Below are 22,600 nucleotides of genomic sequence, written 5' to 3'. Positions count from 1 at the left end.
TCCGTTATTGATCGACTGCTACAAGATCAACAACACAACTTTTTCGAGAACGTGGCGTTAAACTTTCACATACGTCATCAACTGAGTGAAATAACAAAGCCCGCGATCGAAATGTGATCGCGGGCCTTTCAACCGACAACATGCTTACATCGCTTCAGTTTTGTGTTCCTTGGCATTATTCAATACCACAGGATCACCCTTTGCTTCTTTGGCCGCATATGCCTGCACAGCCTGCTCTTTGGACGCCATCATTCTTTCAAACGTCTTGTCACCACCGCCCTCAGCCATTGCAAAAGAAGAGAGAACCATTGCACCTAAAAGCGCACATACCTGGATACGTTTCATGTTGACACCTCATATAATTGACGCTTTCAGATTATCAATTAGAACCTGTCACGACAGTGGCGCAGACATTACATATTCGTTATGTTTACTCGCGTAAAAAAAGCCACGGACTCTCGTGGCACCGGGCTGGGACTCGCTATTGTGCGGTCGATCATGAACCTGCATAAGGGGGTGACTGAAGTGCAAAACCATCCTGCCATCACGGTTTTCAGTTGGGTGTTTGCGCGCGCTTTTGCAGGCTTTTGAGACGCAGTGTCGCCCGCTGCACGGCGGCCATTTTCTCTGGCCGCTTCATTCGCTTCCACTTTCGGATGTCGTCCTTGGTGCGACCACAACTCACACATAACTCACCGCTCAACTGACAAACGGAAATGCACGGATTTTCGATGTCCTTGGCCATGGCTTAACTCCGGGACGAGCGTTTGCTCGCCAGGCGTTGCTGCCAGTCGCCACCGTTGGCGTGCTGACAGGCTTGTTCAGAATCGAACTGCACATGAGCCGCGACCGGGCTGAGCAGCACATCGGCTGCCGCTAACGCGATCGTCGTCAGTTCGACCATGCGCTCGCCCTGCCCGCTCGCCAGGGCCTGATCCTTGCTCAACTGCGTATCGAAGACCCAGACCACCCGCAAGCTTGATGGAAATCGCGCGTAATCGACCTCATGAGTCAGCCATTCAAACCCGACGATTTCGGCTTTGGCGGTTTCGCACGCCTCGGTCAGGGTAGCGACCAAAAGACGCTCAATGTGCGCCTGATCGCGTTTACTTAAACTCATTGACGGCACCTTGTGACGGCAAAAAAGGAACCATGATACGCGATACCTTGGGGAGGTCTTTCGGATCCTGACGCTGGCTTAAAACGATGTTCACTGGCTCAGGGCCATCGTCTGTGCATTAATGCCAAATCCCGCGTGTGCAACACCTCAATGTACTGATGTGTGTGCCTTGCAGCGTTTTCCGGAGCCCTGTCGTTCAATGACTCAGCCAGCCGTCCAGCCGTCTCTCCCCGCATCAAGCAAACTCACGCCTCGCGAATTACGTGGCCTGCTGGCGATTCTGGTGTCGATTGCCCTGGCGATCCTCGATACCGCCATCGCCAACACCGCACTGCCCACCATTGCCGCGGATCTGAATGCGTCTCCCGCCGCGTCGGTGTGGATCATCAACGCCTATCAACTGGCCGCGGTGGCGACGTTGCTGCCATTTGCGACGCTGGGTGGCATCGTCGGACAGCGCAAGGTATTCCTGGGCGGCATCATCATGTTCCTGGTGTCATCGGCCTTGTGTACGTTCGCCTGGTCGTTGCCGACCCTGACCATCGCACGCGTTCTGCAAGGCTTCGGCGCCAGCGCCATCATGAGCGTCAATGCCGCGCTCATCGGCCTGATCTTTCCCCCTGAACGCCTCGGCCGAGGCCTGGGCTTGAACGCGCTGGTGGTGGGCACGTGTTTCGCCGCCGGCCCCACCATTGCCTCGCTGGTACTGTCGGTCGCCAGTTGGCCTTGGCTCTTCGCAATCAACTTGCCACTCGGCCTGTTTGCCCTGGCCTTTGCCTGGAGTTCCCTGCCCGTGGGCAAACCTCAGGCGATGGTCTTCGACAAACTGACTGCGCTGCTGAATGTCCTCACGTTCGCAGCGTTGATTTTTTTCCTGGGCCAGGCAGCCCAGTTGGGATCGATGAACAGCGTGTTGATCGCGCTGGCGGTATTTCTGATCGCTGGTACGCTGATGGTGCGCCGCGAGGCTGGGCATCCAGCGCCAATGTTTCCGATTGACCTGCTCAAGCGCCCGATGTTCGCACTGTCGGCACTGACCGCGTTCTGCTCATTCGCCACCCAAGGGCTGGCGTTTGTCTCGCTGCCGTTTTTCTTTGAGACGACGCTGGGACGTGACCCGATCCAGACCGGTTTTCTGATGACGCCCTGGTCTGTGGTCGTGGCTGCCATCGCGCCGGTCGCTGGACGCCTGTCGGACAGCTATCCACCCGGCCTGCTGGGCGGAATCGGTTTGGCCGTGCTCAGTGTGGGCATGGTGTCCCTCGCGCTGCTGCCCAACGACCCGAGTGCGCTGGAGATCGTGATCCGCATGGTCATCTGTGGCATCGGCTTCGGTTTCTTTCAGGCGCCGAACCAAAAGGCCCTGATGACCAGCGCCCCCCGCGCCCGCGCCAGCGGTGCCAGCGGCACCATCGCCATGGCACGGCTGATCGGCCAGGCCACCGGTGCGGCCCTGGTGGCGTTGAGTTTTGGCCTGTCGGGCAGCCATGGCCCCGTGTTGGCGCTGAGCATCGGCGCCGGGTTCGCCGCCGTGGGCAGTATTGCGAGCGGGTTGCGCTTGGTGGCGCGCAAGCCGGTGGACTGAACCTCAGGCTTAGATGTGCAGCCAGGCCAACGTTCCCAGCACGACACTGGCGCCCCCGGCGGTATAGGCGAGTTTCTTCAGCCACTCCTTGCGCGTCAACAAGGTGATCGCGGCCAGTGAAATAGCAATCTGGATGGCCGTCATTGCCTGGGCCCAGCGATGATGCTGATGCATCGCCAACTCTGATTTTTCATCCCACTCACGCACCTTTTCCTCAAGCGCTTCAGCTTTCTGGCGCACCACTTCCTTTTCGTTTTTGTAGCGCAGCGCTTCGGCAACGTAATGCGCAGAATCTACGCCCGGAATATGGGACGCCAGCTCAGACAGATTTTGCCGGCTGGATTTGGCCTGGTAGTAATTCCACTGGTTGGAGGCTTCGGTTTTCTGGATAGCGGCGTTGTTCTTGTCCATCGCCGCCTCGCTCTCCGTCGAACCCGCCTGGTAGCTGAGCAACGCCCCCACGGTCGCCATGATCGCCGTCATCACTGCAATTTTGCTGGCAAAATTGTCGCCGTGGGCATGGGCGCTCTTTGTGGCGTGTTCAACATGTTGTTCATGCGGGCTTGGGACTTCGAACGCTTCAGACATGGCCGTTGATCTTTGGGAATGAAAGAGGGCTGGAGTGTAATGGCAGCCCGTGACAATGACGCTATCGGCTGGATGAAAATCCTGTCAGAAAGCAGATTTCCCAGCCTTGCCGACTGACGGCGTTGTACGGCGAGCCCACTGGCGATGGCGGATAGACGGTTTTCAGGTAAACGCCTTTCGCCGCCCCGTCGATAAAGCTTTATCATGGCCGCAGTTTTGCTGATCGAGTCCGCCATGAAGTTCGCCATCGCGCTGTTTTCCGCCGCCCATGCGCCCTCCTCGCGCCGCGCCCTGCTGTTCGCCCAAGCGGCACTGGCTGGGGGACATGAAATTGTCCGGCTGTTTTTTTATCAGGACGGCGTTTACAACGCGTCCGGCAGCCTCGTCACGCCGCAGGATGAACTGGACGTGGCCAAGCAATGGCGAACCTTCGTTACCGAGCATCAACTGGACGGCGTAGTGTGCATCGCTGCGGCCCTGCGCCGCGGGGTGTTGAACGAAGACGAAGCCCGGCGTTATCAGCGCGACGCGGTGGCCGTCGGCACACCGTGGGAACTGTCTGGCCTGGGCCAGTTGCACGATGCGGTGCAAGACGCCGACCGCCTGATCTGTTTCGGAGGTGCCTGAAATGGCCAAATCCTTGCTCATTATCAGCCGTCAGGCACCGTGGTCCGGGCCAAGCGCCCGGGAAGCGTTGGACATCGTACTGGCCGGCGGCGCCTTCGACCTGCCGCTTGCGCTGCTGTTTCTCGATGACGGGGTGTTCCAGCTCGTCGCGCAACAGAACGCCAAGACCCTGCAACAAAAAGACCTGAGCGCTAACTTGCAAGCCTTGCCGATGTTCGGTGTCGAGGAGCTGTTTGTCTGCGCCGACAGCGCCGCCGAACGTGGACTGGCCCCCTCGTCGTTGTCGCTGCAAGAAGCCCGCGTATTGACCGCCCAAGACGTCACCGCCCTTATCGACCGCTACGACCAGGTGATCACCCTCTGATGTCGACTTTGCATGTGTTGTCTCATTCCCCGTTCGGTGACGACCGCCTGAGCAGTTGTTTGCGTGTGATCGGCGCCGAAGACGCCCTCCTGCTGAGTGGCGACGCCGCCTATGCCTTGCAACCGGGCACCGCGCCTTTCAACCTGTTAAACGCGCGCCGGCTGACGCTGTTAGTGCTGGCGGAAGATGCTCAGGCTCGCGCACTTAGCGTTCCGGATTGGGCCAACGCCATCGACTACCCGGCCTTCGTCGCGTTGTCGATTGACTACGACAAGGTCAACAGTTGGTTATGAATTACCTGACGGTCGGCACCCGCGCCATCGAGTTGGATAAGGACGGTTTCCTGGTCGAACTGAGCGACTGGTCCTCTGAAGTGGCCAGCGCCCTGGCGGCGGCCGATGGCATCGAGTTGAGCCCCGAGCACTGGGAAATTCTCGAACTGCTGCGCCACTTTTATGCCGAATTTCAGCTGTCACCGGCGACCCGTCCGCTGATCAAGTACACCGCGTTGAAACTTGGCCCGGACAAAGGCAACAGCCTGCACCTCAACCAACTGTTCAAAGGCACCCCTGCCAAACTCGCCGCAAAACTGGCGGGCCTGCCCAAACCGACGAATTGTTTATGACCGACTATCCGGCACTGACCCTCCAAACCCCCGCTGAACACCCGTTCGCCCAGTTCGTGCGCATTCTCGGCAAAGGCAAACGCGGCGCGCGCGACCTGACGCGTGAAGAAGCCCGGCATGCCATGGGCTTGGTGCTTGACGACAAAGTCGAGGACACTCAGCTCGGCGCATTTTTGATGCTCTTGCGACATAAAGAAGAAAGCGCAGAGGAGATGGCTGGCTTCACCGAAGCGTTGCGTGAGCGGTTAAAGGCGCCAGCGTTCAGTGTCGATCTGGACTGGCCGACCTATGCCGGCAAAAAACGTCACCTACCGTGGTATCTGCTGGCGGCCAAATGCCTGGCCCAGAACGGCGTGCGGATTTTCATGCACGGCGGCGGCGCACACACCGCGGGGCGGCTGTACAGCGAGCAACTGCTGGACGAGTTGAACATTCCGTTGTGCCGCCACTGGCAACAGGTCGGTGAAGCACTGGACAACGGCGGTCTGGCATTCATGCCGCTGGTGGACTGGGCGCCACAATTACAACGCATGATCGATCTGCGCAACACGTTGGGCCTGCGTTCGCCCATCCATTCCCTGACACGGATTCTCAATCCATTGGGCGCCCGTTGCGGCCTGCAAAGTATTTTCCACCCCGGCTACCAGGCCGTGCATCGCGATGCCAGCGGCTTGCTCGGTGACACGGCGATTGTGGTCAAGGGCGATGGCGGCGAAATCGAGATCAACCCGGATGCCGACAGCCACCTGTACGGCACCCACGGCGGCGAAAGCTGGGACGAAGAATGGCCACAGCTGTCGGCGCAACGCCACGTCAAACCGGCCAGCCTCGATCCTGAGCACTTAAAAGCGGTGTGGCGCGGCGACGTGGTCGATAGCTACCCACAAATGGCCCTGATATCGACCATGGCCCTGGCCTTGCGCGGCCTCGGCCAGACGCGCGAGCAAGCCTTCGAAACCGCCGGACACTACTGGGATGCACGGGACAAATCGATTTAACCGATCATAACTGCCGAACCTTTGCGCTTTTTGTTCGAACCTATCCGAATAGACTCCGCTCCAACGCTGACAAGTTGAGGAGTCTTGAACATGGGTTTACTTGTTGAGGGCCGCTGGCACGACCAGTGGTATGAAAGCAGCCAAGACGGCGCGTTTCAGCGCGAACAGGCGCAACGGCGCCACTGGCTGACCGCCGACGGTCAACCGGGCCCGACCGGAGTCGGTGGTTTTGCCGCAGAGGGCGGTCGTTATCATCTCTATGTGTCACTGGCCTGTCCATGGGCCCACCGCACGCTGATTCTGCGCAAACTCAAAGGCCTCGACAGCCTGATCGACGTGTCGGTGGTGAGCTGGCTGATGCTTGAAAACGGCTGGACCTTCGACCGGCACCTCGGCTCCTCCGGTGACACGCTCGATCACTTCGACTTCATGCACCAGCGCTACACGGCCGATGCCGCCGACTACACCGGCCGCGTCACCGTCCCCGTACTCTGGGATAAACAGCAAAAACGTATCGTCAACAATGAATCAGCGGAGATCATCCGCATGTTCAATAGCGCGTTCGACGCGTTGACCGATAACGACCTGGACTTCTATCCGGCACCACTGCGCGCAGGGATCGATGCGCTGAACGAGCGGATTTATCCGGCAGTGAACAACGGCGTGTACCGCGCAGGATTTGCAACGTCGCAGAAAGCCTATGAAGAGGCATTCGATGAGGTGTTTACCGAGCTGGATCGGCTGGAGCGGCTATTGGGCGAAAACCGTTACCTGACGGGCCAATACCTGACCGAGGCGGACCTTCGGCTGTTCACCACGTTGATTCGCTTTGACGCGGTGTATTACGGTCACTTCAAGTGCAACCTGCGCCGAATTGCCGACTATCCGAATCTGTCGAACTGGCTGCGGGAGCTATACCAGTGGCCGGGGATTGGCGAAACGGTGAATTTTGAGCACATTAAGAAGCACTACTACGCCAGCCACAAAACCATCAACCCGACCGGGGTTGTACCCAAGGGGCCGGCGCAAGATTTTAGCGCAGCGCATGATCGAGCCCGCTTGAGTGGAAAAGGGGTTTGGCGCAAGAGCAACGCCTGACAGACGATCATTCCCACGCAGAGCTTGGGAATGATCAACCAAGACGCGGCGAGCGAGTTTGATCGCGACAGGCGCAACTCGCTCCCTTTAGACGTGCGTCTGAGCGCCTTCAAACCACGCCAGTTTCTCGCGCAATTGCACCACTTCCCCAACGATCACCAGCGTCGGCGCATGCACTTCATGCTCTGCCACCAATCGCGGCAGATCCGCCAACGTCCCGGTAAACACCCGCTGATTGACCGTAGTACCCTGCTGGATCAACGCTGCCGGGGTATCTGCGGCGCGACCATGTTTGATCAACTGTTCGCAGATGATCGGCAAACCCACCAGCCCCATGTAAAACACCAGGGTTTGCGCTGGCGAAACCAAATCGGCCCACGGCAAATCGGTGGAACCGTTCTTAAGGTGCCCAGTGACGAAACGCACCGATTGCGCATAATCGCGGTGGGTCAGTGGAATCCCGGCATACGCCGCGCAACCGCTGGCCGCTGTAATCCCCGGCACCACTTGAAACGGAATACCGTGGGCCGCCAGTTCTTCGATCTCTTCGCCGCCGCGACCGAAGATGAACGGATCACCGCCCTTTAGCCGTACCACGCGCTTACCCGCCTTGGCCAGATCCACCAACTGCTGGTTGATCTGATCCTGCGGCACCGCGTGATCGGAACGACGCTTACCGACATACACTCGCTCGGCGTCGCGACGGCACAAGTCGAGAATGGCCGGTGCGACCAGACGGTCGTAAAGCACCACGTCAGCTTGCTGCATCAACCGCAAAGCGCGAAAGGTCAGCAGGTCAGGATCACCCGGCCCAGCGCCAACCAAATACACTTCACCGGTGGTTTTCGGCGGTTCGCCAGCAATCTTCGCCAACAGCAGGCGCTCGGCTTCAGCGCCCTGCCCGGCCAATTGCCGGTCGGCAATCGGCCCCTGGAAAACATCTTCCCAGAACCCCCGACGCTGCTGCACATCCGGGAACAGACCTTTGACCTGACTGCGAAAACGCGCCGCCAACCCGGCCAGTTGACCGTAGGTGGAAGGAATCCAGGTTTCAATTTTGGCTCGGATCAGCCGCGCCAGCACCGGCGCATCGCCGCCGCTGGAGATCGCAACGATCAGTGGGGAACGATCGACAATTGCCGGGAAGATCACACTGCACAGCGCTGGCGCATCGACGACGTTGACGGGCACGCAACGCCGATGGGCATCGGCGGAGACTTGCGCGTTCAACGGCTCGTCGTCGGTAGCCGCAATGATCAGCCCACAATCGTTTAGATCCGACTCGACGTAACCGCGTAACACGCACTCGCCACCGCTGCCGATGACCAGTTCACGCAGTTGCGGTTCAATTTCAGGTGCGACCACCCGCAGCAGCGCACCGGCTTCGGCCAGCAGGCGGGATTTGCGCAAGGCAATTTCCCCGCCGCCGACGACCAACACACGACTGCCGCGCAGGTTATGAAACAGCGGCAGATAGTCCATTTAGCCGATAACCTCAAGACCACCCATGTACGGTTTCAACACATCCGGCACACGGATCGAACCGTCAGCTTGCTGGTAATTCTCCAGCACCGCGACCAAGGTACGACCAACGGCCAGACCCGAACCGTTCAGCGTGTGAACCAGTTCAGGCTTACCGGTTTCCGGGTTACGGAAACGCGCTTGCATGCGACGGGCCTGGAAATCGCCGCAGTTGGAGCACGACGAAATTTCGCGGTATTTGTCCTGGCTCGGAATCCACACTTCCAGGTCGTAGGTCTTGACCGCGCTGAAGCCCATGTCGCCGGTGCATAGCGCCAGGGTGCGGTACGGCAGCTCAAGCAGTTGCAGCACTTTTTCGGCGTTGGCAGTCAGACCTTCCAACGCGTCCATCGACGTCGATGGCTCAACGATCTGGACCATCTCTACCTTGTCAAACTGGTGTTGACGGATCATGCCGCGGGTATCACGGCCCGAAGCGCCGGCTTCACTGCGAAAGCACGGCGTGTGGGCGACGAACTTGATCGGCAGCAGTTTCGGGTCGAGGATTTCGCCTGAGACAATGTTGGTCAACGACACTTCAGCAGTGGGGATCAGGTACAGATCGGCTTCGCCTTCACGCGAGATTTTGAACAGGTCTTCTTCGAACTTCGGCAACTGACCGGTGCCTTGCAACGCAGGCGCCTGCACCAAGTACGGGGTGTAGGCCTCTTCGTAACCGTGTTCGTTGATGTGCAGGTTGATCATGAACTGCGCCAGCGCACGGTGCAGGCGTGCAATCGGCCCACGCAACAGCGCAAAACGGGCACCAGACAATTTGGCGGCGGTTTCGAAATCCAGCCAGCCAAACTTCTCACCCAGGGCTACGTGGTCCTGAACCGGAAAATCGAACGCGGTCGGTGTACCCCAGCGGCGCACTTCGACGTTGCCCTCTTCATCGGCGCCGATTGGCACGGATTCGTGCGGCAGGTTCGGCAGGCCCAGCAGGATTGCATCCAGATCGGTCTGGATCGCGTCCAGCTCGACTTTGCCGGCACTCAATTCGTTCGCCATGCGCTCGACATCCGCCATCAGCGGCGCGATATCGTCGCCACGCTGCTTGGCCTGACCGATGGATTTGGAACGCGCATTACGCTCAGCCTGCAGTGCTTCGGTGCGGGTCTGGACGGTCTTGCGCTGTTCTTCCAGCGCTTCGATGCGCGCAACATCCAGGACAAAGCCACGGGATGCCAGGCGGTCCGCTACGTCCTGAAGGTTGCTACGTAACAGTTTGGAATCGAGCATGTCGGTCTCTCGTTTATCAAAGTTTGGTCAAGGACAGGCCAGCCCAGGTGGCGAGCAGCCCGCCGAATACGCTGATGGCCAGATAACCGAAGGCTATCGGTGCCTGCCCGCTTTCCAGCAAGCGCAGCGTATCCAGTGAAAAGGATGAAAAAGTCGTCAGACCGCCCACAAAGCCGACGATCAGGCCGGCACGAATTTCGATCGGTACTTCCGGGCGCGTCAGAAACAGCCCGTACAGCACTCCGATAATCAGGCAGCCCACCAGATTGACCGCCAACGTCGCCGCGTAAAAATACCGCGGCCAATTAGCGCTGACCCAAGTGCTGGTGGCGAAACGCAGTAATGTACCAGCGATACCGGCCACGGACACCGCAAGAATCGTTCGAATCACTATTTTCTCCGCTGTCGGGGGCTTAGACGGTCAAGTTGCGCAAGGTGATTCAGTTTTTCACCGATCTTCAACTCCAGGCCACGAGGCACCGGCTGATAGAAAGGCTGGGGGTCGAGTTCTTCCGGGAAGTAGTCTTCGCCCGCCGCATAAGCATCCGGCTCATCGTGGGCATAACGGTACTCATCACCGTAACCCAGTTGTTTCATCAGCTTGGTCGGCGCGTTGCGCAAGTGCAGCGGCACTTCCAGCGAGCCATGTTCGGTGGCGCTGCGCATGGCAGCCTTGAAGCCCATGTACACCGCGTTGCTTTTCGGCGCGCAGGCCAGATACGTGATGGCCTGGGCCACGGCCAATTCACCCTCGGGACTGCCAAGGCGTTCCTGCACGTCCCACGCCGCCAGGCACAAGCTCAGGGCGCGGGGATCGGCGTTACCGATGTCTTCACTGGCCATGCGCACCACTCGCCGGGCCAGGTACAGCGGATCACAACCGCCGTCGATCATTCGCGCGAACCAATACAGCGCGCCATCAGGGTTGGAGCCACGCACTGATTTGTGCAGCGCGGAAATCTGGTCGTAGAACGCTTCGCCACCCTTATCGAACCGCCGCCGGGTATCGCCCAGCAAGCTTTGCAGCAGATCGACGCCGATCTCGCTGTTGTCTTCGGCCAGGTCAGAGGCGTTTTCCAGCAGGTTGAGCAATCGCCGGCCATCACCGTCAGCGGCGGACAGCAGCATCTGGAAGCCCTCATCGCTGAGGGTCAGTTGCCGCTTGCCCAGGCCACGCTCTTCGCTCAGCGCCCGCTGCACCAACTTGCGCAGGGCTACTTCATCAAGGCTTTTGAGCACGTACACCCGCGCCCTGGACAGCAGCGCGTTGTTGAGTTCGAAGGATGGATTTTCGGTGGTGGCACCGATAAAAATCAGCGTGCCGTCTTCAACGTAGGGCAGGAACGCATCCTGCTGCGACTTGTTGAAGCGATGTACTTCATCGACGAACAGGATGGTGCGCTTACCGTACTGCCCGGCCTGCTGCTTGGCGACTTCCACCGCCTGACGAATTTCTTTCACGCCGGCCAGTACCGCCGACACCGTTTCGAAATGAGCATCCGAGACTTCCGCCAGCAACCGAGCCAGGGTGGTCTTGCCCACCCCCGGCGGTCCCCAGAAGATCATCGAATGCAGAGCGCCCTGCTCCAGCGCTTCGCGCAGTGGCTTGCCGCGAGCGAGCAGGTGTTCCTGACCGACGTACTCGTCCAGATTGGCCGCACGCAAACGGGCGGCCAAGGGCTGAGCAATCGGGGCACTGCGAAACAGGTCCATCACGTACCGTTAAAACCTCAGGTTACTGGCAATGCCATTCGGTTAAGCGAAACCCTTGTGCGAGCGAGCACGTGCGCTCACACCGGTATGGCGGTTTATTCCTGGATCACGTCGGCACCCTTAGGGATGTCGAACTTGAACTTGGACGCCGGGATCGGTTCATTGGCCTTCACGCCGGTAAACAGGATGTTGGTGCGCTGGCCGACGCTGTCGATCAGTTGCATGTCATTGACCAGCCCATTGCGAAACGACAGGCGCAGGCTGTCGAACAGGGTGTCCTTGGTTTTCGGCTTAAGGGTGAAGTCGATCACGCCACCCGCTTCCTTGGAACTGATGTCGAAACTCTGGCTGATCTTGGACACGTCACCGGACAGCAACAGTGCCGGGGTCTGGGTGAGACGCTGGTCGAGGGTCTTGATGGTGACCTGTTCCAGGTCAGGGTCCCACAGCGAAACTTTCTTGCCGTCAGAGACCATCAATTGTTCGGCCGGCGCGTCGGTGTGCCAGTAGAACAGGCCAGGACGCTGCAACGACATTTCACCGGCGGTTTCCTGTAACTGGGTGCCGCCACCATCGAGGGTCAACTGCGAGAAGCGCGCAGTCAGGGTCTGGGATTTTTCCAGCAATTGGGTCAAGCGTGCCACGTCCTTGTCATCGGCATGGGCCGAGAGCGTGGTCAAAGCCAATACCGGCAGCAACAGCATGCGGATAAGACGCATGGGAGTCCTCTTAAACATTTAGGGGGAGCGGGCAGCACGTCATTGCGCTGCCCCTTTTCAATTCAGATCAATCGCGCACTGGCCCGGGGGCCAGGACTTCACGGGAACCGTTGGTGTTCATGGACGTCACAACCCCGGCCATTTCCATGGACTCGATCATGCGCGCTGCACGGTTATAGCCGATCTTCAGCTTGCGCTGTACCGCCGAGATGGACGCACGACGGCTTTCCAGAACGAACTGCACCGCTTCGTCATAGAGCGCGTCAGTTTCGGCATCATCGTCACCACCACCGCTATTTTCGAAGCCGCTGCCGGCTTCTTCGACGCCGGCCAGGATATCGTCGTTGTATTCCGGGGCACCGCGCAGCTTCCAGGCTTCAACCACCCGATGAACCTCTTCATCGGACACGAACGCGCCGTGTACACGAATCGGCAAACTGGTGCCGGGTGGCATGTAGAGCATGTCACCGTGGCCCAGCAGTTGCTCGGCGCCACCTTGGTCAATGATGGTTCGCGAATCGATCTTGCTTGAGACCTGGAACGCCATACGGGTCGGAATGTTGGCCTTGATCAGCCCCGTAATCACGTCAACCGACGGCCGCTGAGTGGCTAGGATCAAGTGAATACCGGCCGCACGCGCCTTCTGCGCAATACGCGCGATCAGCTCTTCAACTTTTTTGCCGACGATCATCATCATGTCGGCAAACTCATCCACCACCACGACGATGGTCGGCAGCTTGGTCAGCAGCGGCGCTTCATCGTGAATGCTCTCGCGCTTGTACAGTGGATCGGTAAGCGGCGTGCCCGCGTCTTGAGCTTCCTTGACCTTGGCGTTGAAGCCCGACAGGTTACGCACCCCCATCTTCGCCATCAGCTTGTAGCGGCGCTCCATCTCGGCAACGCTCCAGCGCAGGGCGTTGGCCGCATCTTTCATGTCGGTGACCACCGGACACAGCAGGTGCGGAATGCCCTCGTAAATCGACAGTTCAAGCATTTTCGGGTCGATCATGATCAGCTTCGCGTCTTCCGGACCCGACTTGAACAGAATCGACAGGATCATCGCGTTCACGCCAACTGACTTACCGGAACCGGTCGTACCCGCCACCAGCAGGTGAGGCATTTTCGCCAGGTCAGTGATCACCGGTTTGCCGCCGATGTCGTGGCCCAGGGCCAATGTGACCGGGGACTTGAAGTTATCGTACTCGGGGGTCGACAACACTTCGGAAAAGCGCACGATCTGCCGATCTTCGTTGGGAATCTCGATACCGACCGTCGTCTTGCCCGGGATCACTTCCACGACCCGCACGCTAGTCACGGCCAAGGACCGCGCCAGGTCTTTGGCCAGGTTGGAGATGCGACTGACCTTGACCCCTGCTGCCGGCTGAATTTCGTAACGGGTAATGACCGGGCCTGGGTGAATCGAATCCACCGAGACCTCAACCCCGAATTCCTTGAGTTTGATCTCCAGCAAGTGGCCGACCGCCGCCAGGGACTCAGGCGAGTAATTGAGCTTTTTCTTTTCTGCCGGATCAAGAATCGAAATCGGCGGCAACGTGCCTTCTACGGCGCTGTCGACGAACAGCGGCGCCTGCTTCTCTTTCTGCACACGCTTGCTTGGCTCGGGCGCCATCACCGGGGCGGGAGCAATGACCGGTGGCACCTGTTTCTCGCGCTCGGACATGTGCTTGCTCAGCGCCTGCTCACGCTCGATCAGGCGCTCCTTGACCTTGGCCTGCTCGCGTTTGTCGGTCACCGTCGGTGCGACGACATCGTGGACACGATCATCGACTTCACGTAACTGGGCAACCAATTGCTTGCGTTCAGTGCGCGCCTCCCACCAACGATTGGCCGCGCCCTGGAACAACTCGAACAGGTCGAGGGTAATCTTGCCGGTGACATCCATCACCTTGAACCACGACAGGTCGGTGAACACGGTCAGGCCGAACAGGAAGAGCGCGATGAACAACAGCGTACTGCCCTGAATGTTCAGTGCGTTCCTGGCCAGGTCGCCAAGGCTCTCGCCCAACGCGCCACCCGCACCGGCCGGCAGACCGGTGGCGGCGTGGAAATGGATGTGCGCCAGCGCGGCACCCGACAGCACCAGGAACACCAGGCCAATCAGGCGCCAGGAAAACAGCCAACCGCTCCACTGCCACTGTTCGTGGCGCTGACGGAAGATCTGATACGCCTTGACCGCCAGCAACAATGGGAAGATGTAGGCGAAATAGCCGAGCACCATGAACAGGATATCGGCGCTGTAGGAGCCCGCAGGACCACCGAAATTCTGCACACCTTCGATTTTGCTGTTATGACTCCAGCCCGGATCGTCTTTGCCATAGGTCAACAAGGCCATCATCAGGAACAGGCACAAGGCGCCGATGGCGATCAGCGCACCTTCCTTGAGTCGGTAGTGCAAGTGCTGACGCCAGAGCGGAACAACGGTTTTAGGTGCTGCGGTGGATTTCTTCAAAACGCTACTATTCCTGCGCCTGTGGCGCGTCCATCTGTTGAATGACTATAAAAACTGCCCAATCCAGGCAGGTAAAAAAGTGAACAGCTACAACTGTGACTACTTTTAACACTGCACCTGCGTGTTTCGAAACACGACACGCACTGCTTTATTTCTGCCGGCTTTGCTACCGGCACGCATTGTACGGGTTTGTGCGCCCGATGCCATGCTCGCCGCCCTTGGGTGTAGCATAGCCAACAGCGTATCGAATGCGGTCCAATTTGAGCATGCATTCTCTTTTGTGACAAAGGCTTATGAGGTGTTGTTATGAGCGAAGCTAAGCATTCACGCCTGATCATTCTAGGCTCCGGCCCAGCGGGTTACAGCGCAGCTGTTTACGCCGCCCGTGCCAACCTCAAACCCGTCGTCATTACAGGGTTGCAGGCAGGCGGCCAGTTGACCACCACCGTCGAAGTCGATAACTGGCCCGGCGATGTGGAGGGCCTGACCGGGCCGGTGCTGATGGACCGCATGCAAAAACACGCCGAGCGCTTTGACACACAGATTGTTTACGACCACATCCACACGGCCAAGTTGCAGCAACGCCCGTTTGAACTCATCGGCGACAACGCCACCTACACCTGCGACGCGCTGATTATTGCCACCGGCGCCTCGGCGCAGTACCTGGGTTTGCCTTCGGAAGAGGCCTTTGCCGGTAAAGGGGTTTCGGCCTGCGCCACCTGCGACGGTTTTTTCTACCGCAATCAGGTGGTGGCGGTTATCGGAGGCGGCAACACTGCTGTTGAAGAAGCGTTATACCTGTCCAATATCGCGAAGGAAGTTCACCTGATTCACCGCCGAGAGACGTTACGCTCGGAGAAAATCCTTCAGGACAAGTTGTTCGAGAAAGCCGCTAACGGCAATATCCGCCTGCACTGGAACCAGAATCTTGATGAGGTACTAGGGGATGCCAGCGGCGTGACCGGCGCTCGTCTTCGGGACAGCCATACCGGACAAACCAGTGATCTTGCGCTGACCGGCGTGTTCATCGCCATCGGCCACAAACCCAACACCGATCTGTTCCATAACCAACTGAAAATGCGTGACGGTTACCTGTTGGTCAAGGGCGGCAGTGAAGGCAATGCCACTGCCACAGAAATTGCAGGCGTGTTTGCCGCCGGCGACGTGGCTGATCACGTTTACCGTCAGGCCGTGACCTCTGCCGGGGCCGGCTGCATGGCCGCACTGGACGCCGAGAAATACCTCGACGCGATTCCAACTGCTTGACCCTTACTTCCGCGGCACGCCCACCCGCCTGCCATCGCCCTCCCCTTCTGCAAGCCTGAACGCCATGTTGACTTGGTTACAACGCAACACCCTGACCTTCCCTCCGCTGGAAAGAGCCATGCGCGACCCCAACGGGTTGCTGGCTGCGGGCGGCGATCTGTCCGCTGATCGCTTGATCCAGGCCTATCGCCACGGCTGCTTTCCATGGTTTTCCGAAGGTCAGCCCATTCTCTGGTGGTCGCCAGACCCACGCACCGTATTGTTTCCCGACGAACTGCACGTATCCCGCAGCCTGAACAAGTTGCTGCGCCAACAACGCTATCAAGTGACCTTCGATCAGGACTTCGCCAGCGTCATCAGCGCCTGCGCCGCGCCACGCGATTACGCCGACGGCACATGGATCACCGAAGCGATGCAAACGGCGTATCTCGAACTGCACCGGCGCGGCTTCGCCCACTCAGTGGAAGTCTGGGACCAAGGCGTGCTGGTGGGGGGACTGTACGGCTTGGCGATGGGTCAGCTATTTTTCGGTGAGTCGATGTTCAGCCGCGCCGACAACGCCTCAAAATATGGCTTTGCCACACTGGTGCAACATCTGAAGGACTCGGGGTTTGTGCTGATCGACTGCCAGATGCCCACCGAGCACTTACACAGCCTGGGCGCGCGCTCGATCCCGCGCCGCGAGTTTGCCGACTACCTGTCGCGACACCTGGACCAACCCAGCCGCGCCACTTGGGTTTGCTGAGCGACTTTCGCGTGCGTGGCTTACACTTATTCAAAAGCTTATCCGAGGGTTGATCATGACCGAGTTGGCGCGTTTAAAGTTCTATGCCACTCAACCCCACTCTTGCAGTTATCTGCCCGAAGAGCAGGCCACCACGCTGTTTCTCGACCCTAGTCAGCCCATGGATGTGCATGTTTACGCAGACCTGTCGGAAATGGGTTTTCGTCGTAGCGGCGATCATCTCTACCGGCCGCATTGCCAAAACTGCAATGCGTGCGTGCCGGCGCGTATTCCTGTGGCGCAATTTTTGCCCAACCGCCAGCAAAAACGAATTTTCAAGCGCAACATCGACTTGCAGGTGAGCCCCGCGCAACCGCAGTTCAGCGAAGAATACTTCGATCTTTACAAGCGCTACATCGAACAACGACACGCCGACGGCGACATGTACCCACCGAGCCGCGATCAGTTTTCGACGTTCCTGGTGCGTGACCTGCCGTTTTCCCGCTTCTACGAGTTCAGACTCAGCGGCCGCCTGCTGGCCGTGGCCGTTACCGACTTGCTACCCAATGGCCTGTCGGCGGTCTACACCTTCTACGAGCCCGCAGAAGAGCGTCGCAGCCTGGGGCGCTATGCAATCCTGTGGCAGATTGCCGAAGCGCAACGACTGGGGCTTGAAGCGCTTTACCTCGGCTACTGGATCAAGAACTGCAAAAAAATGAGCTACAAGACCCAATATCGCCCCATCGAACTGCTGATTAATCAGCGCTGGGTGATCCTGAACGAGTGTCAGCCTTAAACCCCTTGGCTTAAACCCCATTTTTCGGGCACAATGCACGCCGCTTTTGCCTGGCGCAGTTGCACCGGGCCATTCATTGGATACCGAGGGCTTTACTGCATGTCGAAAGAAGACAGCTTCGAAATGGAAGGCACTGTCGTCGACACCCTGCCCAACACCATGTTTCGTGTGGAGTTGGAAAATGGGCACGTCGTAACCGCGCATATTTCCGGCAAGATGCGCAAGAACTACATTCGTATTCTTACCGGTGACAAAGTGCGCGTCGAGCTGACGCCCTATGACTTGAGCAAAGGGCGCATCACTTACCGCGCTCGCTAATCAAGTCAATACAGAACGCCCGGTTTATGCCGGGCGTTTTTGTGTGCGGATCGTTCCCACGCTCTGCGTGGGAACGATCACCGCGAGGGCGCGGCGAATAGACACACAGCAAAAAGGCGCCTTCCGGCGCCTTTTGCTTTGTTGCGGTTAACGTCAGGCCATTTCTGCCGTGGTCTCAAACTCAAAGGTCAACTCGCCATCTTTGAGATCGATATGAACCACCCCACCATGGTCGGCCAACTCGCCAAAGAGGATCTCTTCGGCCAGCGGACGCTTGATCTTGTCCTGGATCAAACGCGCCATTGGTCGAGCGCCCATCGCAGCGTCGTAGCCACCCGCTGCCAGCCAGCTACGTGCAGCATCAGTCACTTCCAACTGCACGCGCTTGTCTTCCAACTGCGCCTGAAGCTCGGTAAGGAACTTGTCCACCACGCTTTTGATGACCTCATGACTGAGGCGACCAAACTGGATAATGGTGTCCAGACGGTTACGGAACTCTGGCGTGAAGCTCTTTTTGATCACTTCCATCGCATCAGACGAGTGGTCCTGATGGGTGAAACCGATCGAAGCACGCGCTGCGGTCTCGGCACCGGCGTTAGTCGTCATGATGACGATCACATTACGGAAGTCCGCCTTGCGCCCGTTGTTATCGGTGAGCGTGCCGTGGTCCATGACCTGCAGCAGCAGGTTGAAGACTTCCGGATGCGCCTTCTCGATCTCATCGAGCAACAACACGCAGTGAGGCTGCTTGGTAATGGCTTCAGTCAGCAGACCGCCCTGATCAAACCCGACGTAGCCTGGAGGCGCACCGATCAAACGCGATACGGTGTGACGCTCCATGTACTCGGACATGTCGAAACGAACCAGCTCAATGCCCAATGCCTTGGCCAACTGACGCGCCGCTTCGGTTTTACCGACACCGGTAGGCCCGGCGAACAAGAACGAACCGACAGGCTTGTCAGGCGACTTGAGGCCGGCGCGGGACAGCTTGATCGCCGTCGACAATGAGTCGATGGCAGCATCCTGACCAAACACCGTCAGCTTCAGGTCACGCTCAAGGTTACGCAGCAACTCTCTGTCGGAGGTGTTGACGTGCTTAGGCGGAATCCGCGCAATTTTCGCTACGATATCCTCGACCTGAGGCACTTCGATGCGCTTCACGCGTTTCTCGACCGGTTGCAGGCGCTGGTAAGCTCCCGCTTCATCGATAACGTCGATGGCCTTGTCCGGCATATGACGGTCATTGATGTAGCGTGAGGCCAGTTCGGCCGCCGCACGCAGGGCTTCATCGCTGTACTCGATGCCGTGGTGCGCTTCGAAACGCCCCTTCAGGCCACGCAGGATGCTGATGGTGTCCTCGACCGAAGGCTCGGACACATCGACCTTCTGGAAACGGCGTGCCAAGGCACGATCCTTCTCGAAGATCCCACGAAACTCCTGGAACGTAGTCGAACCGATGCAGCGGATATCGCCGGAAGACAGCAGCGGCTTGAGCAGGTTCGAGGCATCCATAACGCCACCGGACGCGGCACCCGCACCAATGATGGTGTGAATCTCGTCGATGAACAGAATGGCCTGCGGACGTTTTTTCAGCTCATTGAGCAACGCCTTGAAGCGCTTCTCGAAATCGCCACGGTATTTGGTCCCAGCCAGCAAGGCCCCCAGATCAAGGGAATAGACCACGCTGTTGGCCAACAGGTCCGGGACCTGATTGTCGACAATGCGCTTGGCCAAGCCTTCGGCTATCGCGGTTTTACCCACACCCGCCTCGCCGACCAACAGTGGATTGTTTTTGCGACGACGCGCCAGGATCTGCGCAACGCGCTCGACTTCCAGCTCGCGGCCGACCAGCGGGTCGATTCGACCCTGGCGCGCTAGCTCGTTGAGGTTGCTGGCGTAAGCATCCAGAGGATTGCTTGAAGAAGACGACTCACCACCTTCTTCATCCTGCATATCTTGTTCACCTTCAGAGTGATCGCCATGCCCCGGCACTTTGGAAATACCATGGGCGATGTAGTTGACGACATCAATGCGCGCAACGCTCTGCTGCTTCAGCAGGAACACCGCCTGACTCTCTTGCTCACTGAAAATGGCAACCAGCACGTTAGCACCAGTGACTTCTCGCTTGCCCGAGCTCTGTACGTGAAAGACAGCACGCTGCAGAACACGCTGAAAGCCCAAGGTTGGCTGGGTCTCGCGATCCTCGTCATGGACGGGGATCAACGGCGTCGTGGAGTCGATGAACTCCTGCAGGTCATGTTTGAGTTTGTCGAGGTTTGCGCCGCAAGCGCGCAAAACAGTGGCGGCGGCCTCATTATCCAGTAATGCCAACAGGAGATGCTCGACGGTCATGAATTCATGACGCTTCGAACGAGCCTCCTTGAAGGCTAGATTGAGGGTGACTTCGAGCTCGCGGTTTAACATAGCTTCACCTCATACCCAAGTGGTCGGAGTTAACCGTCCTTCTCGATTTCACAGAGTAGCGGATGCTGGCTTTCCCTGGCGTACTGGTTGACCTGCATGGCCTTGGTCTCGGCGATGTCGCGGGTAAACACTCCACATACTGCCCGTCCTTCTGTGTGAACGGCCAACATGACCTTGGTCGCCAGCTCGCGATTCAGGTTAAAAAACACCTCGAGCACTTCGACGACGAAATCCATCGGTGTGTAGTCATCATTGAACAAAACCACCTTGTACATCGGCGGCGCCTGTAATGCAGGCTTTGCTTCCTGAACAGCAATGCCTGCGGAATCGTCGTCGTCTGTCTCCGAATGATCCTGATGGAGAGCCGGGCGATCCTGATTGAATGTTAGTCGAATCTGGCTGATTGCATGCATGGAAAGAAAGGTTCGTCAGTTGTGCGAATACAGTGGTGGGGGCGGCTATGGAGGATTTCAACTCCGACTGCCCGGTCACCTTGACTATCGGGAAAACGGTGTTACAACCAATAGAGCCCACAGTGGGTAAAAAAGGTCCGTGGAGTCAATCTTATTTGCAAGATTTGGCTGCGGATGAACTGGATGATACTCCAGTGATGGAGTCTGTTGCAGAGGGATATGAGCATGGCAGTCGGCAAGGTCAAATGGTTCAACAATGCCAAGGGGTATGGCTTCATCATCGAGGATGGCAAAGATGAAGATCTTTTTGCCCATTTCTCCGCGATAAAAATGGAGGGCTATAAAACCCTCAAAGCCGGACAACCTGTGACCTTCAACATCATTCAAGGTCCCAAGGGTTTGCACGCCATCGACATTGCATCGGCCGACGCACTGCAAGACCAGTCCGCGCCCATTATTCAAAAAGAAACGGTGCAGGGCTGAAGTAACTCATCATCCAGAAATAAAAACCGCCCGACTCAATCATTTGAGTCGGGCGGTTTTTTGTTCCTGAATTCGCTTACATGTGCGAGATCAGGGCATCGCCGAACGCCGAAGACGACAGCAATGTCGCGCCATCCATCAAACGGTGGAAGTCGTAGGTCACTGTCTTGGCCGAAATGGCGCCATTGGTGCCTTTGATGATCAGGTCAGCCGCTTCGGTCCAGCCCATGTGACGCAGCATCATCTCGGCGGACAGGATCAAGGAACCCGGATTGACCTGGTCCTTGCCGGCGTACTTCGGCGCCGTACCATGGGTCGCCTCGAACATGGCGATGGTGTCGGACAGGTTAGCACCCGGTGCAATACCGATACCGCCCACTTCCGCTGCCAGCGCGTCGGAGAGGTAGTCACCGTTGAGGTTCAGGGTCGCGATTACATCGTATTCGGCCGGACGCAGCAGGATTTGCTGAAGCATGGCGTCGGCGATGGCATCTTTAACGATGACGTTTTTGCCGGTTTTCGGATTCTTGAACTGCATCCAGGGACCGCCGTCGAGCAGGGTCGCACCGAACTCTTCAGCCGCTACTTCGTAGGCCCACTCCTTGAAGGCACCTTCGGTGAACTTCATGATGTTGCCTTTATGCACGATGGTCAGCGAATCACGGTCGTTATCGACCACGTATTGCAGAGCTTTGCGCGCCAGACGTTTGGTGCCTTGCAGCGAAACCGGCTTGATGCCGATGCCGCAGTTTTCGTCGAAACGGATCTTGGTAACACCCATCTCTTCTTTAAGAAACTTGATGACTTTGGTCGCTTCCGGCGAGCCGGCCTTCCACTCGATGCCGGCATAGATGTCTTCCGAGTTCTCGCGAAAGATCGTCATGTCGACGTCGCCTGGCTTTTTGACCGGGCTCGGCACACCTTCGAACCAGCGTACCGGACGCAGGCAGACATAAAGGTCGAGTTGTTGACGCAGGGCTACGTTCAACGAACGAATACCACCGCCGACCGGAGTTGTCAGAGGGCCCTTGATGGAAACCACGTAATCCTTGACCGCGTCCAGGGTTTCCTGAGGCAGCCAGGTATCCTGATCGTAAACCTGAGTCGCTTTTTCCCCGGCATAGACTTCCATCCAGGAAATTTTGCGCTCGCCGCCGTAAGCCTTCTTAACAGCAGCATCGACAACCTTGATCATGACCGGGCTGATATCAACACCGATGCCATCGCCTTCGATAAAGGGGATGATCGGGTTGTTAGGAACATTGAGAGAATGGTCCGCGTTGACGGTGATTTTGTCGCCGACGGCTGGAACCTGAATCTTCTTGTATCCCATGCTGAACTCCATTGTTTGATTAAACATCTGGCCTCGTTCGAGCGTACCCCAGTTAAATCGGCGCGCAAACCCTATGTTCCACCCATCTGCCGCAAAGCGATGCAGTTCGTGATCTACAAGCCTGAAAGCAAAGGGAAAAGCGCCAAACTCAAGCACGGTGCAAGACTCTACGC

General features: G+C 58.1%; 26 protein-coding genes. 13 read left to right on the top strand and 13 right to left on the bottom strand.

Annotation, left to right across the window (positions count from 1 at the left end):
- Positions 1 to 144 precede the first annotated feature (144 nt).
- Complete coding sequence (locus RHM68_RS10215) at positions 145 to 345, bottom strand: co-regulatory protein PtrA N-terminal domain-containing protein (RefSeq protein ID WP_322222526.1); 201 nt, start codon at positions 343 to 345, stop codon at positions 145 to 147.
- A gap of 81 nt (positions 346 to 426) precedes the next feature.
- Between RHM68_RS10215 and RHM68_RS26675 the strand changes: the two genes are divergently transcribed.
- Positions 427 to 591 carry a hypothetical protein gene (locus RHM68_RS26675; RefSeq protein ID WP_416195230.1) on the top strand — a complete coding sequence of 55 codons (165 nt, stop codon included), beginning with the start codon at positions 427 to 429 and terminating at the stop codon, positions 589 to 591.
- Here RHM68_RS26675 and RHM68_RS10210 read toward each other — a convergent pair.
- Both RHM68_RS10210 and RHM68_RS10205 read right to left on the bottom strand, forming a co-directional pair.
- Positions 554 to 745, bottom strand: coding sequence for a DUF1289 domain-containing protein (locus RHM68_RS10210; protein WP_322222524.1), 192 nt, complete (start codon positions 743 to 745; stop codon positions 554 to 556). The genes RHM68_RS26675 and RHM68_RS10210 overlap by 38 nt on opposite strands.
- Positions 746 to 748: 3 nt before the next feature.
- The gene (locus tag RHM68_RS10205; RefSeq protein ID WP_322222522.1) at positions 749 to 1,120 is read right to left on the bottom strand and encodes a hypothetical protein; all 372 of its coding nucleotides are present in this window, start codon (positions 1,118 to 1,120) and stop codon (positions 749 to 751) included.
- A gap of 199 nt (positions 1,121 to 1,319) precedes the next feature.
- Between RHM68_RS10205 and RHM68_RS10200 the strand changes: the two genes are divergently transcribed.
- Positions 1,320 to 2,705 (top strand): MFS transporter, encoded by a 1,386-nt coding sequence (locus tag RHM68_RS10200; RefSeq protein ID WP_416195229.1) that lies wholly within the window; start codon positions 1,320 to 1,322, stop codon positions 2,703 to 2,705.
- Between the two features lie 9 nt (positions 2,706 to 2,714).
- Here the strand turns inward: RHM68_RS10200 and RHM68_RS10195 are convergent, their stop codons facing one another.
- On the bottom strand, positions 2,715 to 3,293 hold the full coding sequence (locus tag RHM68_RS10195) for a DUF4337 domain-containing protein (protein WP_322222520.1): 579 nt from the start codon (positions 3,291 to 3,293) through the stop codon (positions 2,715 to 2,717).
- Positions 3,294 to 3,527: 234 nt separating this feature from the next.
- Here RHM68_RS10195 and tusD point away from each other — a divergent pair, with 234 nt between their 5' ends.
- The 6 genes from tusD (at position 3,528) to RHM68_RS10165 (ending at position 7,005) form a co-directional block, all read left to right on the top strand.
- Positions 3,528 to 3,920: a sulfurtransferase complex subunit TusD gene (gene tusD, locus RHM68_RS10190; RefSeq protein WP_322223753.1), complete on the top strand. Its 393-nt coding sequence runs from the start codon at positions 3,528 to 3,530 to the stop codon at positions 3,918 to 3,920.
- Between the two features lies 1 nt (position 3,921).
- Entirely contained in the window at positions 3,922 to 4,284 is a 363-nt protein-coding gene (gene tusC / locus RHM68_RS10185) for a sulfurtransferase complex subunit TusC (RefSeq protein ID WP_322222518.1), read from the top strand.
- On the top strand, positions 4,284 to 4,577 hold the full coding sequence (tusB, locus tag RHM68_RS10180) for a sulfurtransferase complex subunit TusB (protein ID WP_322222516.1): 294 nt from the start codon (positions 4,284 to 4,286) through the stop codon (positions 4,575 to 4,577). Before tusC ends, tusB begins: the two co-directional genes overlap by 1 nt.
- Complete coding sequence (locus RHM68_RS10175; RefSeq protein WP_322222514.1) at positions 4,574 to 4,909, top strand: TusE/DsrC/DsvC family sulfur relay protein; 336 nt, start codon at positions 4,574 to 4,576, stop codon at positions 4,907 to 4,909. The genes tusB and RHM68_RS10175 overlap by 4 nt, the downstream gene beginning before the upstream one ends.
- Positions 4,906 to 5,907, top strand: coding sequence for a glycosyl transferase family protein (locus RHM68_RS10170; protein ID WP_322222512.1), 1,002 nt, complete (start codon positions 4,906 to 4,908; stop codon positions 5,905 to 5,907). Before RHM68_RS10175 ends, RHM68_RS10170 begins: the two co-directional genes overlap by 4 nt.
- 90 nt (positions 5,908 to 5,997) lie before the next feature.
- Positions 5,998 to 7,005 carry a glutathione S-transferase family protein gene (locus RHM68_RS10165; RefSeq protein ID WP_322222510.1) on the top strand — a complete coding sequence of 336 codons (1,008 nt, stop codon included), beginning with the start codon at positions 5,998 to 6,000 and terminating at the stop codon, positions 7,003 to 7,005.
- Between the two features lie 87 nt (positions 7,006 to 7,092).
- On the opposite strand, the gene cysG is transcribed toward RHM68_RS10165, so the two are convergent.
- From cysG to RHM68_RS10135, 6 genes are all read right to left on the bottom strand, one after another.
- Complete coding sequence (gene cysG, locus RHM68_RS10160) at positions 7,093 to 8,487, bottom strand: siroheme synthase CysG (RefSeq protein WP_322222507.1); 1,395 nt, start codon at positions 8,485 to 8,487, stop codon at positions 7,093 to 7,095.
- Entirely contained in the window at positions 8,488 to 9,768 is a 1,281-nt protein-coding gene (gene serS / locus RHM68_RS10155; RefSeq protein WP_322222505.1) for a serine--tRNA ligase, read from the bottom strand.
- A gap of 16 nt (positions 9,769 to 9,784) precedes the next feature.
- The gene (crcB, locus tag RHM68_RS10150; RefSeq protein WP_322222503.1) at positions 9,785 to 10,159 is read right to left on the bottom strand and encodes a fluoride efflux transporter CrcB; all 375 of its coding nucleotides are present in this window, start codon (positions 10,157 to 10,159) and stop codon (positions 9,785 to 9,787) included.
- The gene (locus tag RHM68_RS10145; RefSeq protein WP_322222501.1) at positions 10,159 to 11,481 is read right to left on the bottom strand and encodes a replication-associated recombination protein A; all 1,323 of its coding nucleotides are present in this window, start codon (positions 11,479 to 11,481) and stop codon (positions 10,159 to 10,161) included. The genes crcB and RHM68_RS10145 overlap by 1 nt, the downstream gene beginning before the upstream one ends.
- Positions 11,482 to 11,576: 95 nt before the next feature.
- Positions 11,577 to 12,200 carry an outer membrane lipoprotein chaperone LolA gene (gene lolA / locus RHM68_RS10140; RefSeq protein WP_322222499.1) on the bottom strand — a complete coding sequence of 208 codons (624 nt, stop codon included), beginning with the start codon at positions 12,198 to 12,200 and terminating at the stop codon, positions 11,577 to 11,579.
- Between the two features lie 67 nt (positions 12,201 to 12,267).
- Positions 12,268 to 14,670, bottom strand: a complete 2,403-nt coding sequence (locus RHM68_RS10135) for a DNA translocase FtsK (protein WP_322222497.1) — start codon at positions 14,668 to 14,670, stop codon at positions 12,268 to 12,270.
- A gap of 306 nt (positions 14,671 to 14,976) precedes the next feature.
- Between RHM68_RS10135 and trxB the strand changes: the two genes are divergently transcribed.
- The 4 genes from trxB (at position 14,977) to infA (ending at position 17,774) form a co-directional block, all read left to right on the top strand.
- Entirely contained in the window at positions 14,977 to 15,936 is a 960-nt protein-coding gene (trxB, locus tag RHM68_RS10130) for a thioredoxin-disulfide reductase (RefSeq protein WP_322222495.1), read from the top strand.
- Between the two features lie 64 nt (positions 15,937 to 16,000).
- A complete protein-coding gene (aat, locus tag RHM68_RS10125; RefSeq protein ID WP_322222493.1) occupies positions 16,001 to 16,681 on the top strand; it encodes a leucyl/phenylalanyl-tRNA--protein transferase in 681 nt (226 codons plus the stop codon).
- 55 nt (positions 16,682 to 16,736) lie between these two features.
- On the top strand, positions 16,737 to 17,456 hold the full coding sequence (locus tag RHM68_RS10120) for an arginyltransferase (RefSeq protein WP_322222491.1): 720 nt from the start codon (positions 16,737 to 16,739) through the stop codon (positions 17,454 to 17,456).
- A 99-nt stretch (positions 17,457 to 17,555) separates the two neighbouring features.
- Complete coding sequence (gene infA, locus RHM68_RS10115) at positions 17,556 to 17,774, top strand: translation initiation factor IF-1 (RefSeq protein WP_002553999.1); 219 nt, start codon at positions 17,556 to 17,558, stop codon at positions 17,772 to 17,774.
- A 153-nt stretch (positions 17,775 to 17,927) separates the two neighbouring features.
- On the opposite strand, the gene clpA is transcribed toward infA, so the two are convergent.
- Both clpA and clpS read right to left on the bottom strand, forming a co-directional pair.
- Positions 17,928 to 20,198 (bottom strand): ATP-dependent Clp protease ATP-binding subunit ClpA, encoded by a 2,271-nt coding sequence (gene clpA, locus RHM68_RS10110; RefSeq protein ID WP_322222489.1) that lies wholly within the window; start codon positions 20,196 to 20,198, stop codon positions 17,928 to 17,930.
- Between the two features lie 29 nt (positions 20,199 to 20,227).
- Entirely contained in the window at positions 20,228 to 20,611 is a 384-nt protein-coding gene (gene clpS, locus RHM68_RS10105; protein ID WP_322222487.1) for an ATP-dependent Clp protease adapter ClpS, read from the bottom strand.
- Between the two features lie 225 nt (positions 20,612 to 20,836).
- Between clpS and cspD the strand changes: the two genes are divergently transcribed.
- Positions 20,837 to 21,094: a cold shock domain-containing protein CspD gene (cspD, locus tag RHM68_RS10100; RefSeq protein WP_322222485.1), complete on the top strand. Its 258-nt coding sequence runs from the start codon at positions 20,837 to 20,839 to the stop codon at positions 21,092 to 21,094.
- 76 nt (positions 21,095 to 21,170) lie between these two features.
- On the opposite strand, the gene icd is transcribed toward cspD, so the two are convergent.
- The gene (icd, locus tag RHM68_RS10095) at positions 21,171 to 22,427 is read right to left on the bottom strand and encodes an NADP-dependent isocitrate dehydrogenase (RefSeq protein WP_322222483.1); all 1,257 of its coding nucleotides are present in this window, start codon (positions 22,425 to 22,427) and stop codon (positions 21,171 to 21,173) included.
- Between the last annotated feature and the right edge of the window lie 173 nt (positions 22,428 to 22,600).

This window comes from Pseudomonas sp. DC1.2 (assembly GCF_034351645.1).
In the GTDB taxonomy this organism is placed as follows: Bacteria; Pseudomonadota; Gammaproteobacteria; order Pseudomonadales; family Pseudomonadaceae; genus Aquipseudomonas.
This window is presented reverse-complemented; position numbering and strand designations above follow the sequence as displayed.

What these genes read in the sequence shown, in the direction of transcription:
- serS (WP_322222505.1), bottom strand. Translation starts at nt 9,768, where the DNA reads ATGCTCGATTCCAAACTGTTACGTAGCAACCTTCAGGACGTAGCGGAC.
- RHM68_RS10200 (WP_416195229.1), top strand. Translation starts at nt 1,320, where the DNA reads ATGACTCAGCCAGCCGTCCAGCCGTCTCTCCCCGCATCAAGCAAACTC.
- RHM68_RS26675 (WP_416195230.1), top strand. Translation starts at nt 427, where the DNA reads ATGTTTACTCGCGTAAAAAAAGCCACGGACTCTCGTGGCACCGGGCTG.
- tusC (WP_322222518.1), top strand. Translation starts at nt 3,922, where the DNA reads ATGGCCAAATCCTTGCTCATTATCAGCCGTCAGGCACCGTGGTCCGGG.
- lolA (WP_322222499.1), bottom strand. Translation starts at nt 12,200, where the DNA reads ATGCGTCTTATCCGCATGCTGTTGCTGCCGGTATTGGCTTTGACCACG.
- cysG (WP_322222507.1), bottom strand. Translation starts at nt 8,487, where the DNA reads ATGGACTATCTGCCGCTGTTTCATAACCTGCGCGGCAGTCGTGTGTTG.
- cspD (WP_322222485.1), top strand. Translation starts at nt 20,837, where the DNA reads ATGGCAGTCGGCAAGGTCAAATGGTTCAACAATGCCAAGGGGTATGGC.
- RHM68_RS10195 (WP_322222520.1), bottom strand. Translation starts at nt 3,293, where the DNA reads ATGTCTGAAGCGTTCGAAGTCCCAAGCCCGCATGAACAACATGTTGAA.
- trxB (WP_322222495.1), top strand. Translation starts at nt 14,977, where the DNA reads ATGAGCGAAGCTAAGCATTCACGCCTGATCATTCTAGGCTCCGGCCCA.
- RHM68_RS10210 (WP_322222524.1), bottom strand. Translation starts at nt 745, where the DNA reads ATGGCCAAGGACATCGAAAATCCGTGCATTTCCGTTTGTCAGTTGAGC.
- clpS (WP_322222487.1), bottom strand. Translation starts at nt 20,611, where the DNA reads ATGCATGCAATCAGCCAGATTCGACTAACATTCAATCAGGATCGCCCG.
- tusD (WP_322223753.1), top strand. Translation starts at nt 3,528, where the DNA reads ATGAAGTTCGCCATCGCGCTGTTTTCCGCCGCCCATGCGCCCTCCTCG.
- RHM68_RS10165 (WP_322222510.1), top strand. Translation starts at nt 5,998, where the DNA reads ATGGGTTTACTTGTTGAGGGCCGCTGGCACGACCAGTGGTATGAAAGC.
- icd (WP_322222483.1), bottom strand. Translation starts at nt 22,427, where the DNA reads ATGGGATACAAGAAGATTCAGGTTCCAGCCGTCGGCGACAAAATCACC.
- RHM68_RS10215 (WP_322222526.1), bottom strand. Translation starts at nt 345, where the DNA reads ATGAAACGTATCCAGGTATGTGCGCTTTTAGGTGCAATGGTTCTCTCT.
- RHM68_RS10205 (WP_322222522.1), bottom strand. Translation starts at nt 1,120, where the DNA reads ATGAGTTTAAGTAAACGCGATCAGGCGCACATTGAGCGTCTTTTGGTC.
- RHM68_RS10145 (WP_322222501.1), bottom strand. Translation starts at nt 11,481, where the DNA reads ATGGACCTGTTTCGCAGTGCCCCGATTGCTCAGCCCTTGGCCGCCCGT.
- RHM68_RS10175 (WP_322222514.1), top strand. Translation starts at nt 4,574, where the DNA reads ATGAATTACCTGACGGTCGGCACCCGCGCCATCGAGTTGGATAAGGAC.
- aat (WP_322222493.1), top strand. Translation starts at nt 16,001, where the DNA reads ATGTTGACTTGGTTACAACGCAACACCCTGACCTTCCCTCCGCTGGAA.
- clpA (WP_322222489.1), bottom strand. Translation starts at nt 20,198, where the DNA reads ATGTTAAACCGCGAGCTCGAAGTCACCCTCAATCTAGCCTTCAAGGAG.
- infA (WP_002553999.1), top strand. Translation starts at nt 17,556, where the DNA reads ATGTCGAAAGAAGACAGCTTCGAAATGGAAGGCACTGTCGTCGACACC.
- RHM68_RS10120 (WP_322222491.1), top strand. Translation starts at nt 16,737, where the DNA reads ATGACCGAGTTGGCGCGTTTAAAGTTCTATGCCACTCAACCCCACTCT.
- tusB (WP_322222516.1), top strand. Translation starts at nt 4,284, where the DNA reads ATGTCGACTTTGCATGTGTTGTCTCATTCCCCGTTCGGTGACGACCGC.
- RHM68_RS10170 (WP_322222512.1), top strand. Translation starts at nt 4,906, where the DNA reads ATGACCGACTATCCGGCACTGACCCTCCAAACCCCCGCTGAACACCCG.